The 14,342-nt window shown below is 49.2% G+C and carries 13 protein-coding genes and 1 riboswitch; of the genes, 10 read left to right on the forward strand and 3 right to left on the reverse strand.

The window, feature by feature from the left end; all coding sequences use genetic code 11:
- Window positions 1–20 precede the first annotated feature (20 nt).
- The 3 genes from AC1S5B_RS10390 to AC1S5B_RS10400 are packed head-to-tail and all read left to right on the forward strand — an operon-like array spanning window position 21 to window position 5,101.
- The gene (locus AC1S5B_RS10390; protein WP_482035603.1) at window positions 21–662 is read left to right on the forward strand and encodes an urea amidolyase associated protein UAAP2; all 642 of its coding nucleotides are present in this window, start codon (window positions 21–23) and stop codon (window positions 660–662) included.
- 8 nt (window positions 663–670) lie between these two features.
- Window positions 671–4,303 (forward strand): urea carboxylase, encoded by a 3,633-nt coding sequence (uca, locus tag AC1S5B_RS10395; protein WP_482035604.1) that lies wholly within the window; start codon window positions 671–673, stop codon window positions 4,301–4,303.
- Between the two features lie 45 nt (window positions 4,304–4,348).
- Entirely contained in the window at window positions 4,349–5,101 is a 753-nt protein-coding gene (locus AC1S5B_RS10400) for a cobalt-precorrin-6A reductase (protein WP_482035605.1), read from the forward strand.
- Between the two features lie 28 nt (window positions 5,102–5,129).
- Here the strand turns inward: AC1S5B_RS10400 and cbiE are convergent, their stop codons facing one another.
- Window positions 5,130–6,392: a precorrin-6y C5,15-methyltransferase (decarboxylating) subunit CbiE gene (gene cbiE / locus AC1S5B_RS10405; protein WP_482035606.1), complete on the reverse strand. Its 1,263-nt coding sequence runs from the start codon at window positions 6,390–6,392 to the stop codon at window positions 5,130–5,132.
- Window positions 6,393–6,446: 54 nt separating this feature from the next.
- A riboswitch (adenosylcobalamin-variant (AdoCbl-variant) riboswitch) is annotated at window positions 6,447–6,605 on the forward strand.
- 57 nt (window positions 6,606–6,662) lie between these two features.
- On the opposite strand from cbiE, the gene cobG reads away from it, so the two are divergent.
- Genes cobG through cobJ form a run of 5 tightly spaced genes read left to right on the forward strand, consistent with a single transcriptional unit; the run spans window position 6,663 to window position 11,694 of the window.
- A complete protein-coding gene (gene cobG / locus AC1S5B_RS10410) occupies window positions 6,663–8,183 on the forward strand; it encodes a precorrin-3B synthase (RefSeq protein WP_482035607.1) in 1,521 nt (506 codons plus the stop codon).
- Complete coding sequence (locus AC1S5B_RS10415) at window positions 8,180–8,809, forward strand: precorrin-8X methylmutase (RefSeq protein ID WP_482035608.1); 630 nt, start codon at window positions 8,180–8,182, stop codon at window positions 8,807–8,809. The genes cobG and AC1S5B_RS10415 overlap by 4 nt, the downstream gene beginning before the upstream one ends.
- Window positions 8,806–9,510 carry a precorrin-2 C(20)-methyltransferase gene (locus AC1S5B_RS10420; RefSeq protein WP_482035609.1) on the forward strand — a complete coding sequence of 235 codons (705 nt, stop codon included), beginning with the start codon at window positions 8,806–8,808 and terminating at the stop codon, window positions 9,508–9,510. Before AC1S5B_RS10415 ends, AC1S5B_RS10420 begins: the two co-directional genes overlap by 4 nt.
- 47 nt (window positions 9,511–9,557) lie before the next feature.
- The gene (locus AC1S5B_RS10425; RefSeq protein ID WP_482035610.1) at window positions 9,558–10,283 is read left to right on the forward strand and encodes a Uma2 family endonuclease; all 726 of its coding nucleotides are present in this window, start codon (window positions 9,558–9,560) and stop codon (window positions 10,281–10,283) included.
- Window positions 10,273–11,694 (forward strand): precorrin-3B C(17)-methyltransferase, encoded by a 1,422-nt coding sequence (gene cobJ, locus AC1S5B_RS10430; protein ID WP_482035611.1) that lies wholly within the window; start codon window positions 10,273–10,275, stop codon window positions 11,692–11,694. Before AC1S5B_RS10425 ends, cobJ begins: the two co-directional genes overlap by 11 nt.
- 206 nt (window positions 11,695–11,900) lie before the next feature.
- On the opposite strand, the gene AC1S5B_RS10435 is transcribed toward cobJ, so the two are convergent.
- On the reverse strand, window positions 11,901–12,614 hold the full coding sequence (locus AC1S5B_RS10435) for a Uma2 family endonuclease (RefSeq protein ID WP_482035612.1): 714 nt from the start codon (window positions 12,612–12,614) through the stop codon (window positions 11,901–11,903).
- A gap of 88 nt (window positions 12,615–12,702) precedes the next feature.
- The gene (locus AC1S5B_RS10440) at window positions 12,703–12,885 is read right to left on the reverse strand and encodes a hypothetical protein (RefSeq protein WP_482035613.1); all 183 of its coding nucleotides are present in this window, start codon (window positions 12,883–12,885) and stop codon (window positions 12,703–12,705) included.
- Between the two features lie 189 nt (window positions 12,886–13,074).
- On the opposite strand from AC1S5B_RS10440, the gene AC1S5B_RS10445 reads away from it, so the two are divergent.
- The gene (locus AC1S5B_RS10445; protein ID WP_482035614.1) at window positions 13,075–13,506 is read left to right on the forward strand and encodes a response regulator; all 432 of its coding nucleotides are present in this window, start codon (window positions 13,075–13,077) and stop codon (window positions 13,504–13,506) included.
- Between the two features lie 299 nt (window positions 13,507–13,805).
- The gene (locus AC1S5B_RS10450) at window positions 13,806–14,267 is read left to right on the forward strand and encodes a WGxxGxxG family protein (protein ID WP_482035615.1); all 462 of its coding nucleotides are present in this window, start codon (window positions 13,806–13,808) and stop codon (window positions 14,265–14,267) included.
- The last annotated feature ends 75 nt before the right edge of the window (window positions 14,268–14,342 follow it).

A 14,342-nucleotide genomic window follows, 5' to 3' on the forward strand; every position in this document is an offset into this window, starting at 1 on the left:
CATTTTGTTAGGACTGAATCATGACGACGACTATTGAACCGATTCTCGACCCTAAGACTGCTATATATGACGAGGTGGTTCCTGCTAGACATCCGTGGTCGCGGGTGATCCAGAAGGGACAGATTCTGCGGATTGAAGATTTGGGTGGTAACCAAGCCGTTGATTTTTTGGTTTACAATGCCGATGATCCATCTGAGCGCTACAGTGCCCAAGATACGACTGTTGCCCAAGGAAATCTTTATCTGAATACGGGTAGCAAGTTGATATCAAATGATGGTCGATTGATGATGACGATCTTGAAAGACACTTGTGGAAGGCATGACACATCTGGCGGTGCTTGTAGCTGCGAGAGTAACTCGGTGCGCTTTGGGCTGGACAAAAAATACCAACATGCCTGTGTCGAGAACTTTCTCACGGCTCTAGCACCCTATGGGCTAGGGAAACGCGATCTGGTCAGCAATATCAACTTCTTTATGAATGTTCCTGTTTCGGAAGATGGCACCTTGGAAATTGTTGATGGCATTTCCGCACCGGGTAGCATTATCGATTTGCAGGCAGAAATGAATGCGATCGTGGCTATTTCCAATTGTCCGCAGATCAATAATCCCTGTAATGCATACAATCCTACGCCGATCCGATTAATTATTTGGGACACCGTGTAAAGGAACTCATGTTCAACAAAGTTCTAATTGCCAATCGGGGTGAAATTGCCTGCCGTATCATTCGGACGCTCGATCGCTTAGGAGTTGCAAGTGTTGCAGTCTACTCAGAAGCGGATGCTCATACTCAACATGTTTCAATGGCAACAGAGGCAGTCTGTATTGGGGCTGCTCCGGTTGCAGAAAGCTATCTTCAGGGCGATCGCATCCTAGAAGTAGCACAACAAACCGGAGCGCAAGCAATTCATCCCGGCTACGGTTTTTTGAGCGAGAACATCGACTTTGCAGAAGCCTGTGAAGCCGCCGGAATTGCCTTTATTGGTCCTACCCCGCAACACATTCGTCAGTTTGGGTTAAAGCACACTGCTCGTGAATTGGCGGAACAAAATCAGGTGCCATTAGTGCCCGGAACAGGTTTGCTACAAGATTTAGAGCAGGCACAACAGTTAGCAGCAGAAATCACCTATCCAGTGATGCTAAAAAGTACCGCAGGTGGCGGCGGAATTGGAATGCAGGTTTGCTTGAATGAAACAGAATTGGCGGATGGGTTTGAGAAAGTGCAACGCTTAAGCCAAACCAACTTTAAGCAAAGCGGTGTATTTCTAGAAAAATATATTCAAACAGCCCGACATATTGAAGTGCAAATTTTTGGGGATGGCAAGGGCGATGTCGTTGCACTAGGAGAACGAGATTGCTCGACTCAACGCCGTAATCAAAAAGTGATTGAGGAAACCCCAGCACCAGGCATCAGTGATGCGCTACGGCAGCAACTTTATGACTGTGCCGTGCGATTAGGTCAAGCAGCGAACTATCGATCGGCAGGCACGGTTGAGTTTGTGTTGGATGTCATCACCCAACAGTTCTACTTTTTGGAGGTGAACACGCGGCTCCAGGTGGAACATGGCGTGACTGAAATGGTCAGCGGGATCGACCTGGTGGAATGGATGGTGAGGCTGGCGGCGGGTGATTCTACCTTTCTGAATAACTGTCGATATCAACCTCAAGGGCATTCGATTCAAATACGGATTTATGCCGAAGATGCGAACAAGAATTTTCAGCCGAGTTCTGGTTTATTGAGTTTCGTTCAGTTTCCAGACAATGTTCGGTGCGATCGCTGGATTGAAACGGGAACTGAGGTCACACCATTCTATGATCCTCTGCTGGCAAAAGTGATTGTGCATGGGGCAGATCGAGAAGCCGCGATCGCTCAACTCCAAACCGCTTTACAGGAGTCCGCGATCGCGGGTATTGAAACGAATCTAGAGTATCTGCGCCAGGTTATCGCTAGTCCTGCATTTACTCAAGGAACCATTAGCACTCGCTATCTCAACACCTTTAAATATCACCCCCGCACCATCGATGTTCTCGATCCTGGCACTTATACTACTATTCAGGACTACCCCGGACGGACTGGCTATTGGGATATTGGCGTGCCCCCATCGGGTCCTATGGATCATCTAGCGTTTCGCTTAGCCAACCGGATTATAGGCAATCCCGAATCGACAGCGGGGCTGGAATTTACCGTTACAGGTTCAACCTTGCGCTTCAACTGTGACACCATTATTTGCCTGACGGGTGCCGCTATGAAAGCCACGCTCAACGGTCAGCCTGTACCTTATTGGACATCGATTCCCGTTCGCGCAGGTAGCACCCTCAAACTGAAAACCGTTCAAGGACACGGATATCGCACGTATCTCGCCATTCAACATGGATTTGATGTTCCTGAATATCTAGGCAGCAAAGCCACATTCACATTAGGCAAATTTGGCGGACATGCAGGTCGAACTCTACGAACCGGAGATGTCCTACATTTATATCAAGTGGTTGATCAAGCACAGGTTGATCAACCACAAGACATCAATAATCAATGCCCTACTGAATTAATTCCGCAGTATACAAACAAGTGGAAAATCGGTGTTCTCTACGGTCCTCACGGCGCACCTGATTTTTTCACGGGCGACGATATTGAGATGTTCTTCTCGACTCGCTGGACAATTCATCACAACTCATCTCGGACTGGCATTCGCCTGATGGGACCTAAACCAGAATGGGCGAGATCGGATGGGGGTGAAGCTGGGTTGCATCCTTCCAATATTCACGACAATGCCTACGCGATCGGCACTATTGATTTTACAGGCGACATGCCAATTATCCTGGCTTACGATGGTCCAAGCTTAGGTGGATTCGTTTGCCCAGCCACGATCGCCCAAGCTGAACTTTGGAAAATTGGACAACTCAAACCGGGCGATACCGTTCAGTTCTATCCCCTCACCCTTGAGGAAGCACTTCAGCAAGAATTAGCACAAGATCATCAAATTGAAACGCTGTCACCCTTCGCCCCCTCCACTCCTCCACCCTTCGCCCCCTCCACTCCTCCACTCCTCCACTCCCCCATACTTCACCAGATCCCTGAATCATCGACTCAAATTGCAGTTACTTATCGACAAGCAGGCGACAAATTCTTACTGATTGAATATGGTTCGTTAGTGCTTGATCTCAATTTGCGCTTTCGAGTCCATACCTTGATGGAGTGGTTAGGGGCAAATCGATTGGCGGGAGTTATTGACCTCACCCCAGGAATTCGATCGCTGCAAATCCATTACGACAGTCGAGTGTTGCCCGTTCAACAATTGCTTGATGCCTTAATTGCCGCAGAGTCAGAACTTCCAGCCATTGATGCGTTGGAGGTGCCCACGCGAGTTGTGCGTCTGCCCCTTTCCTGGGATGACGCATCGACGCAATTAGCGATTCAAAAGTATATGCAATCGGTGCGATCAGATGCGCCTTGGTGTCCTAGCAATATCGAATTCATTCGGCGCATCAATGGACTTGATACAATTGAGCAAGTGCGAGAAATCATCTTCAACGCCAGCTATTTAGTGATGGGATTGGGCGATGTCTACCTCGGCGCACCCGTTGCCACACCGCTCGATCCACGCCATCGGCTGGTCACCACAAAATATAATCCAGCGCGCACTTGGACACCTGAAAATGCTGTAGGAATTGGGGGTGCCTATATGTGTATCTACGGCATGGAAGGTCCGGGGGGCTATCAATTTGTCGGGCGCACAGTGCCTATCTGGAATCGCTACAAGCAAACTGAGGATTTTAAGCAACCCTGGCTGCTGCGTTTTTTTGATCAGATTCGGTTTTTTCCAGTGTCGCCAGAGGAATTGTTGCGTTATCGAGAAGCGGTGATTCAGGGCACGGTAAAGCTAGAGATTGAGGAAGAAACCTTTAGCCTGAAGCACTATCAGGATTTTTTGAATACGAATGCAGCAGAGATTGCTGCCTTTAGAGTAAAACAACGGACTGCATTTGCGGCAGAACGCGATCGCTGGACGACTGCGGGAGAGTTTACTCATCAAGATTTGGAAGGATTAGAAGAACCAGAAATTCCTGAGATCACCCTTCCTGACGATGTGGAAGCGATCGCGGCTCCCATGTCTGCGACTGTGTGGCAAGTGTTGGTGCAACCGGGCGATCTCGTGGCTGAGGGCGATCGCGTGGTCATTCTCGAAGCGATGAAAATGGAAATCGCAGTGCTGGCGGATGCTGCTGGCAAGATTACAGAGGTGTTTTGTCAAGCAGGGCAAACGGTGACGGCTGGACAATATTTGGCGGCGATTCGGGTAGAGGGATAAAGGAGTTTTGAGTTTTGAATGGTGGAGGGTGAAGAAATCTCTGGAATGAGTCAGCCAAAACGGGTGTTGATATTGGGTGGAACGGGTGATGCGATAAAGCTAGCTGCTAAAGCCGCTGAAATACCAGAAGTAGAGGTCATTACTTCTCTCGCAGGTCGAACTCGTCAGCCGATTGTGTCATCCGAAAACACAAGAATTGGGGGATTTGGAGGAGTTGCAGGATTAATAGACTATTTGCAAGTACAGCATATTGACTGGTTAATCGATGGGACTCATCCATTTGCGGCTCAAATCTCGTTTAATGCCGCTGCTGCCGCTACAGCAGTGAACATTCCCCACTTGATGTTGATTCGTCCGGCGTGGGAATCGGTGGCAGGTGATGATTGGATCGATGTAGACAGTAATGCTGCGGCTGCAACAGTTTTGCCAGGATTAGCCCAGCGGATCTTTCTAACGATCGGTCGGCAAGAACTCGCGGCTTTTGCCCCCCTGAAAAATTGGTTTCTGATGCGAATGATCGATCCCCCTTCGCCAGGTACGCCGATGCCACCGGGAAAACTATTACTCGATCGCGGCCCTTTTTCATTGGAAAATGAGCGATCGCTGTTGCAGCAGTATGAGATTGGGGCGATCGTCAGCAAAAATAGCGGCGGAGATGCCACTTACGCCAAAATTATCGCCGCACGAGAACGAAGGATTCCAGTGGTAATGGTGCAACGCCCAGCCGTTCCAACTGGAGAAAAAGTTGTAGATGTGAAAAGCGCGATCGCTTGGCTCAGAGATCAGGTGTCAAAATAATGGATGAGTTTTTACCCCAATCATCGGCTTACCTTGACTCTTTCACTACAACCCATTGAGTGATGGGAGCCATTGCCTTCCACCCCAGAAATTTGCCCACGGGTTCTGCCCGTTGAATCGCAATCCGGCTCAGTTCGCCGCCTAATTCATGCTGCCACTGGAATAGCATCTGTTCGCTTTCAACGGTGACGGCATTAGCAACCAAGCGACCTCCTAGACGCAGTGCTTGCCAACAAGTTTCAAATAATTCGGGTGTAGTCAAGCCACCGCCAATAAAAATTGCATCGGGTTCTGGCAATCCTTTCAAGGCGATCGGGGCGGCTCCAGCAATGATGGTGAGATTGGGCGTTCCTAGGGCGATCGCATTATCGGCAATATATTGCAGGCGGGTAGGATGCTGTTCAATGGCGATCGCTCGATAGCGGCGATCGCTCCTTAGCCACTCAATGGCGATCGAGCCACAGCCTGCGCCCACGTCCCAGAGCAGTTGTCCGGGTAAGGGCGCAAGGGCAGAGAGCGTAATGGCGCGAACTTCGCGTTTGGTAAGTTGTCCGTCGTGGTGGTAGGCGGTGTCGGGGAGTCCGGGGAGGAGGGTAGAGGAGTGGAGGGTAGAGGAGTGGAGGGGAGAAAGAGTGGAGGGATGGGAGAAATGAGCGTGAATGGCGATCGTGTTGAGGTCGGCGAGGTCGGCGATAGACCAAGTGGAAGCGATGCCTTCGGTGATGCGTTCCTGGGTGCCGCCCATGCGTTCTAGGACAGTGATTTGACTATTGCCAAATCCTTGTTGGGTCAACAGTTGGGCAACGGTTGCCGGAGTCGATTTGTCTGCGCTTAATATCAAGATTCGCGCCTCTGGGTAGAGTAGGGCATTCAACAGAGTAGGATCACGACCGCACAGGCTGAGGGTTTCGATCTCGGTCAGTGACCAGCCCAAACGGGCGCAGGCAAGACTAAAAGCGGAGGGAGCCGGAACGATCGTCATCTCTGAGATTGCAATCCGACGCGTCAGGGTCACACCAATGCCATAGCACATCGGATCGCCGCTGGCTAAGACACACACTGCCTGTCCGCGACGCTGAATAATTTGATTGATAGAGTCTTCAATCGGGGAAGTCCAGAGGATGCGTTCCCGGGTGTCTTCGGGGGGCAACATGGCAAGATGGCGATCGCCCCCCACTATCACAGTGGCTTGAGAGAACAGCGATCGCCCCACTTGGTTTAACCCGTTCAGTCCGTCTTCACCGATACCCACGATCGAGAGCCATTTTTGCCTAAAATCGTCGCTGCCCATGTTTTAAGAATGATTTGGGGAATAAAGGTCGGTTCCATCGTCTATGCTATGCTGCTGTGGCTTGATAGTGGGAAAACCCGGTGCGATTCCGGTACTGTGCCGCAACTGTAAGGCGGTTTTAGATGAGTGATTTAGATTGGATGGTGATTCAATTCCAGTTCAACGTCTAAATCTCAAATCCAAAATGGGCTGAGTCAGAATGCCACTTCAAAGCGTGTTCTTAGGAACACTGGACTGTCGATTCTCTGCGTTGCACAGAGAAGGAAATGAATGATAGATCAATTAGTACAACCCGCTGTTTGCCCAGGTTTGTTTTACAACACTCCTGCTCAAGATAGCGACCTAATTCGTATCCGTACTCCCGGCGGCTGGTTGAATGGTCAACAGGGACGAGCGATCGCGACATTGATTGAACAGTGCGGCAGTGAAACAATTCAAGTGACCAATCGAGCAAACCTACAAATTCGCTCCACACATCCACCCACTCCAGAAAATTTCCAAACGTTACAAGATCTGGGTTTGGCGGCTCAAAACCCGAGTGTAGATCATCTGCGTAACGTGATGGCTAGCCCTACCGCCGGGATTGACCCCCTGGAACTAATCGATACCCGTCCGTTGGTACAGGCAGTGGATACTTACATTCAGAATCATCCAGACTTGGCTGGATTGCCTGCCAAATTCAGCGTGGGAATTGATGGTGGTGGTGCCGTTGGCATTGGTACTCGTTCGAGTATTCCCTGGGAGCATCGCTACAACGAAATCCAGCTATCGGCAGTTTGGGTTGATCCTCCAGTAAACGATTTAATCGAGCGATCAGCGGGTGTATATTTTCGATTGGCATTGGGCGCGGGCAAGGAATTGTGTCATACCCAGGTGTTGATTGAGCCAGATGACTGTGTAGCGGTGGTCGCAGCGATCTCAACGGCTTATCTAGACTATGTGAATCAGGCTCCCGCATCCCAGAAAAAATCGCGCATGAAACACTTGCTGCAAGATTGGGGCATAGATCACTATCTCCAGCGGGTCAATAGCTATCTTCCGCGTTCTCTCCATCCGGTGGAAAATTGCCCAACCCCGCTTACTACAAAACCCTATGGGCATCTGGGCATTTATCCCCAGTACCAAACGGGATTATCTTACATTGGCATCACCTTGCCATTAGGGCAATTGACGGCTGCTCAACTTTTGGGATTGGTTCAATTGTCTGAAACCTTTGGATGTGGTGATCTGCGATTAACTCCCTGGCAAACGGTGATTCTGCCTGATATTTCTAATGAACATAAAGCCGAGGTTTTGCAAACTCTGTCATCGCTTGGATTATCGAGCGATCGCCTTGCTCCTGCGATCGCGGCCTGTGCTGGCAAACCGGGCTGTGCAGCTTCGGCAACTGAGACACAGACCCACGCGATCGCCTTGATCACTCATCTGAACCAACAGTTCACGTTAGAGTGTCCTGTCAATATTCATCTCACAGGCTGTAAAAAATCCTGCGCTCAGCCCAGTCCGGCTGAAATTACCCTATTGGGCACAACGTTTGAGCAAGAGGGGGCGATCGTGGAGGGCTATCACGTTTATATCGGAGATGATCAGCAATCATTAAAACATCATCTTGGCGACGCGATCTCCTCTGATATACCATTACTGATTCAACAACTATTGCACTTGTATAAACAGCATCAAGAAACACATCATGAATCATTTCGAGAATTCACCAGCCGATATGATATTTCAGATCTAAAATCACTAACACTTTCCTTAAAGCTTAAAAACTTAACTGTTAAAACTGCATGATTGACTATATTCGCAATGGCGATGACATCTACCGAAAATCTTTCGCCATGATTCGGTCAGAAGCTGATTTAAATGGTTTGTCTGCCGATTTAGCTCATGTGGCAGTGCGGCTGATTCATGCGTGCGGCATGACGGATATTGTCCAAGATTTAGCTGCTTCACCAGATGCAGTCCAGGCAGGACGAGAGGCTTTGGCGCTGGGTGCGCCGATTTTTTGTGATTCCCAAATGGTGGCAAATGGAATTACTCGCAAGCGGTTACCTGCCAATAATAAGATTATTTGTACGCTGAATCATCCTGATGTTCCCGCGATCGCACAGCAAATTGGCAACACGAGATCGGCAGCAGCACTCGACCTGTGGCAACCTCAGATGGCAGGGGCAGTAATCGCGATCGGCAATGCCCCGACCGCCTTGTTTCGTCTACTAGAACTGCTGGATCAAGGTGCGCCCAAACCTGCCCTAATTCTGGGCTTTCCGGTGGGATTTGTCGGAGCGGCGGAATCAAAAGCAGAACTTGCAGCCGACAGTCGCGGTGTGCCATTCATCACCCTGTATGGGCGACGGGGCGGCAGTGCGATCGCGGTAGCAGCGGTGAATGCGTTAGCAAAGGAGAATGAGCTATGACTGAATTAGGACGACTATATGGCTTGGGAATTGGGCCAGGCGATCCGGAATTGCTGACTTTGAAGGCACACCGGATTTTGACATCAGTTCCGGTGATTGCCTATCCAACCATGGAAAACGGCAAAGTGCTAGCACGGGCGATCGTGGCAGGGTTCATTCATCCTGATCAGATTGAAATTCCAATGCCGCTCCCGTTTAGCGTAGAGCGATCGTCGCAGCCCTATTACGACACTGCTGCCGAAAAAATTGCCGAACACTTGACCGCTGGGCGGGATGTAGCGGTGCTGTGCGAGGGTGAGCCAATGCTGTATGGCTCGTTTATGTATTTGTTTCAGCGGTTAGCAGGGCGGTTTCCGACGGAAGTGGTGCCCGGAATTTCTTCCACCATGGCGAGTGCGGCAATGTTAGGTGCGCCGATTACCTTCCGCAATGATGTGTTGAGTATTATGCCTGCCACGTTGGATGCGGAGACTCTGCGCGATCGCCTCGCGGTGGTGGATGCGGCGGTGATCATCAAGCTGGGCAGACACTTTGCCAAAGTTCGTACCATTCTTGATGAGTTAGGGTTGTTGGATCGCGCCCTCTATATCGAACGAGCAACCCAACCGACTCAGCGAATTGTGGCGATCGCCGAGGTTAATCCAGCCGAAGTTCCCTACTGGTCGTTGATTCTAATTCCTAGCCAAACTCAACCACAGTAAAACCTTCGATAATAGAATCACGCCCTTTTCAATCCTGGATGCTGTTTATGACCTCTGTCCAATCTGAATCGATGCCTTTTCCGGTTCTACGCACTCAGTTACCGCCCTTGGAAAATGGCGATCGCTTGACTCGTCCCGAATTTGAGCGGCGTTACACTGCCATGCCAGAGCTAAAAAAAGCCGAACTGATTGAAGGAATCGTTTATATGGCATCCCCCTTACGCTTTCGACCCCACGCCGAACCCCACGGTAATCTCATCGGGTGCCTGTGGACTTATAAAATCGCCACACCTCAAGTAGAAATGGGAATTGAGCCAACGGTGCGCCTGGATATTGACAATGAGCCACAGCCCGATGGGGTCTTATTGATCAGCCAGGAAAGCGGTGGACACTCCACCCTCAGCGAGGATGGGTATCTAGAAGGGGCACCGGAACTGGTTGCAGAGATTGCAGCAAGCAGCGTCAGCATTGATTTAGGCGACAAAAAACGCGCTTATCGACGCAGTGGCATCCAAGAATATATTGTCTGGCAGGTGTTTGATCAAAAAATTGATTGGTTTAGTTTGCAGGATGGAGATTATGTCTCGCTGCTGCCCGATCAACAAGGCGTAATTCGCAGTCAAGTGTTTCCAGGATTGTGGCTAGATCTGCCCAACCTGATAGCCGGAACCATGCAACCCGTCCTCGCAGTTCTGCAAATGGGGATTAGTTCAGCCGAACATCAAGAGTTTGCTCAACAATTAATCGAATATCAACAACAGAATGCTCAATAATATCAATTCACCTGTGATCGTTATTTTGGGAGAAGCTAGTATTCCGGTTGCGCGTCAAATTCAGGTTGCGCTGCCTGAAGCAGTGATATATGGGTTAGCCAATCGTACTCAGTCTGCAAGCGTCACCTATGATAACTTTGGCGAAACGGTTCGGGAGTTGTTTCAAGCTGGAACGCCCATCATCGGGGTTTGTGCGGCAGGTATTCTGATCCGCACGATCGCCCCATTACTCACCAATAAATGGCAGGAACCGCCCGTGCTAGCGATCGCAGAAGATGGTAGTGCTGTCGTGCCCTTGTTGGGTGGGTTGCAGGGTGTAAATGATTTAGCGCGTCAGATCGCAGTAGCTTTACAGGTTGCCCCCGCGATTACGACCACCGGGGATATTCGATTTCGCGCGCCATTATTATCGCCACCGCCTGGATATCGACTCGTCAACCCCGATGATGCCAAGACCTTTATTGCAGATTTGTTGGCAGGGGCAACCGTTCAACTCATCGGTGAAGCACCCTGGTTAGAAAACAGTCAGTTACCAATTACAAAAGCCGGAAAGCTGACAATTCAGATTGTGCCAAAGAGTCAATCTGAACGGCTATCAACATCGAGTAAAGAGTGTTTGGTCTATGAAGTAGATATCGATAGTATTGAACCAACCCAGGGGAAACTGGCGATCGTCGGAACAGGTCCCGGATCGGCGGCATGGATGTCGCCAGAAGCCAAACAGATCTTAGAGTCAGCAACAGACTGGGTCGGTTATAAAACCTATCTCGATTTGGCAGAACCCTTGCGGCAATCCCACACCACCCGCCACGAATCAGACAATCGAGTCGAACTCGATCGCGCCCGGTTTGCCTTGGATTTAGCCGCCAAAAAGCGAACTGTAGCGATCGTCTCCTCTGGCGATCCAGGAATCTATGCCATGGCAGCCGCCGTATTTGAAGTGCTGGAGCGTGAGGCAAAACCCGAATGGCAGGAGATTGAAATCCAAGTCTGTCCGGGAATTTCGGCAATGCAGGCAGCCGCAGCCCAAGTCGGCGCACCCCTGGGACATGATTTTTGCACGATCTCCCTCTCGGATATTCTCAAACCCTGGGACGTGATTGCCCAGCGGATTACAGCAGCGGCACAGGCAGATTTTGCGATCGCCTTCTACAATCCCGTTTCTAAACAGCGCACCTGGCAACTAGAAAAAGCCAAAGCCATTTTGTTGGAATGGCGATCGCCCGAAACACCCGTTGTGCTGGCTCGTAATCTGGGCAGACTAGGACAAACAGTAATAGTGAAATCGCTTGAGCAGTTAGAGATCGCGGATGCCGACATGCGAACCGTCATTTTGATTGGTTCCAGCAAAACTCGCACGGTTCAACAACGCCAGGGAAAACACTGGCTATACACTCCACGCCACTATTAAAGCTGGAGAAAAACTATAAAGATGCAAGTAAGTTGTATATGCATTCAAATTGTAGAGAGAAGGGGCTTAAGCCCCTTTTAATAAAAGGATTAAGGATTGAAGCAGCAGTTTCGCTATGACTATCAAGCGGGTGTTGAGCAGGGAAGCGATCGCGCCCATCATCAATAGGGTACACAATAATAGGGTACACAATGCTTGACAGGCGATTAGTCTGGTAAGCGATCGGGATCAATTCCTTGCGATCGCAAAAATGTCTCTAATCGTTCTCGTTGCTGTCTCTCTTGCTCTGTGCGTTGTCTCTCTTGCTCTTCAGGACTAAGATGGCGATCTCCCCGTTCGTCATACCAAGTCAAAATCTCCTGGGGCAATCCACCAACTACACCTCGATAGCGTCCAATCCCCAAGCCCACTTCCGGCATCCAGTAAGGTTCACCAATTTGTTGGTGATAAACGCCATTTTCCAGTTTGTAGAGTTCAAACGGTTGACGACGATCGCGCTGCCAAAACTCTGGATTGTAAATAAGGTAATACAGCACACCCAACTTGGTGTATAGATCCAGCTTTTCGTCATATTCTTCTCCAGGACGGTGGGATACCATCTCCAGCACAAAAATCGGCACTACCTCATTTTCTTCCCAAGTGGCATAGCTACGGCGGGATTTTCCACCCTTTCTACGTTCGACATTGAGGCTCAAGAACGCATCGGGCACGACTGGAACTTTTGGATTGATACCTGTCGTATGGTATACCGCCATGTCTACACCGAAGTACCAGTCTAGCCGCGCTGACCAGAGATGAATCAGCAAGAGTAAGAGCAGATTTGGTAGAAGGTTTTGGTCTTCATTATCCACGGGTTCATCATCCGAGCAGGGCAGGTCGGCAGTGCTGGGTAAGTTTTGCAGGGAAAGCTTAGAAATCACGATCAGAACCGCCAGAGACAGTTGTGGCTCAAGTATAGACCATGCCCAAGGTGGATGAATTAGAGCGATCGCTCAAAATAATTGTGCATCAATAGTGCCGCCGTATTGCAAAATCGTAGCGCTTCATCAGTTGCGCCGCCTCTTCTTGGGAGAGTTCAGTGTGAACTTTGATCGCGCGATCGCACCGCTTTAATCTTATCTTTTTTTGCCTGCTCAACTGTTGCTGAAAGAAGCAATACAGAACGATTGTTTTATTCTTGTACCCCTTCATAGAGCAATCGGGCAAAGGTCATATTCTCCTAGATTTGGGAGAAGAGTTTGGGGCATGAGGGCAAATTTGCGTAACTTGGGATGCACTCAGTAGATCTCTCTATAGTAGGAGTGAAATGCCGAGATTGATAGAGACAATAGGTATGTCTATCAAAAACTCTTTGCCTTTAGAAAAGTATTTTTTGCAGTAATGAATAGCTTATCTCCTCAAATAGCACCACAAGTCGATTGCATTCTAGTAGTGGATGACCTTTCCGATAACTCCTTTTTGCTACAAACAGTTTTAGAAAGTGAGGGATATAAAGTTGAGGTTGCTGATAGTGGACAATCTGCTTTGGAGAAGGTTGCTGCCCATCCACCAGAGTTAGTCCTGTTAGATGTAATGATGCCAGAAATGAATGGATTTGAGGTGACACGGCAGATTCGGAGAAATCCTCATTTGCCTTTTATCCCTATTCTTTTAGTAACTGGCTATAGCTCCTTGATGCCTGCGGAAGGATTTGATGCAGGAGCCGATGGGTTCATTCGTAAACCGATTGATTTCGAGAATTTACTCTATCAAATTAAGGCGATCTTACAGCCTAGCCACCAGATAAACCCAGCTATATCAGATTCCCTGTAGACCGGAAAGACCTTAATCAATACGCTACATTTCAAATTTATTGCGATCGCTAACTGCGCCTAACAAACCGCTATGAATACCAGAAAAATCTATGTCCTAGGTTGATATATTGCCAACAAAAACTATTTCTTGGGTAGGAACTAATTTAATACACTGCTGGTTATTCTACATAGATAAGTCAAGTATTTAGCTGCCCAATGCTACTTACTCTCAGATCATTAATCAATTTGCCCTACGCCAATTTGCTTTTCTAACAATCGAAGCATCAACTAATATCCAAACACTAAGGAGCCATACTCATGAAACTCTCAAACCTGTCTAAAGCTGCATTGACCAGTACTGCTGCGATAGCCCTTGCTGCACTTCCCATGTCTGCATTTGCTCAAAGTAGTAGTCCATCCGGTAGCAGTTCTTCCGGCACCTCTAGCACCACTACGACTCCTGACAGCACCGGCACAATGGGTGGTAGTTCTGTAGCTCCAGGAAGCGGTACTTCCAACACCACAACCACGACTCCTGATAGCACAGGCACCTCTGGTAGCATGACTTCTCCCTCCACCACTTCTCCTTCCACCACCTCTACGGATGGTTCTTCGTCCTATGGCACGACCAGCACAACCAGGGATGATGATGGGGCAGATTGGGGTTGGCTAGGCTTATTAGGCTTAGCTGGTTTAGCTGGATTGCGCCGTCCTAAGCATGACGAAACTACTACTCGCTATGAGCCAACTAACACCACAACACGTTCTGATTTTCGATAGTTTCTGATTTGTTTGTCTAAGTCTCTTCTCATCAAAGTTAGGTAGTTGTCATAGGTAAGCAGTGGAGGATCTAGT

The sequence above is a fragment of the Leptolyngbya sp. CALU 1928 genome, assembly GCF_056784215.1.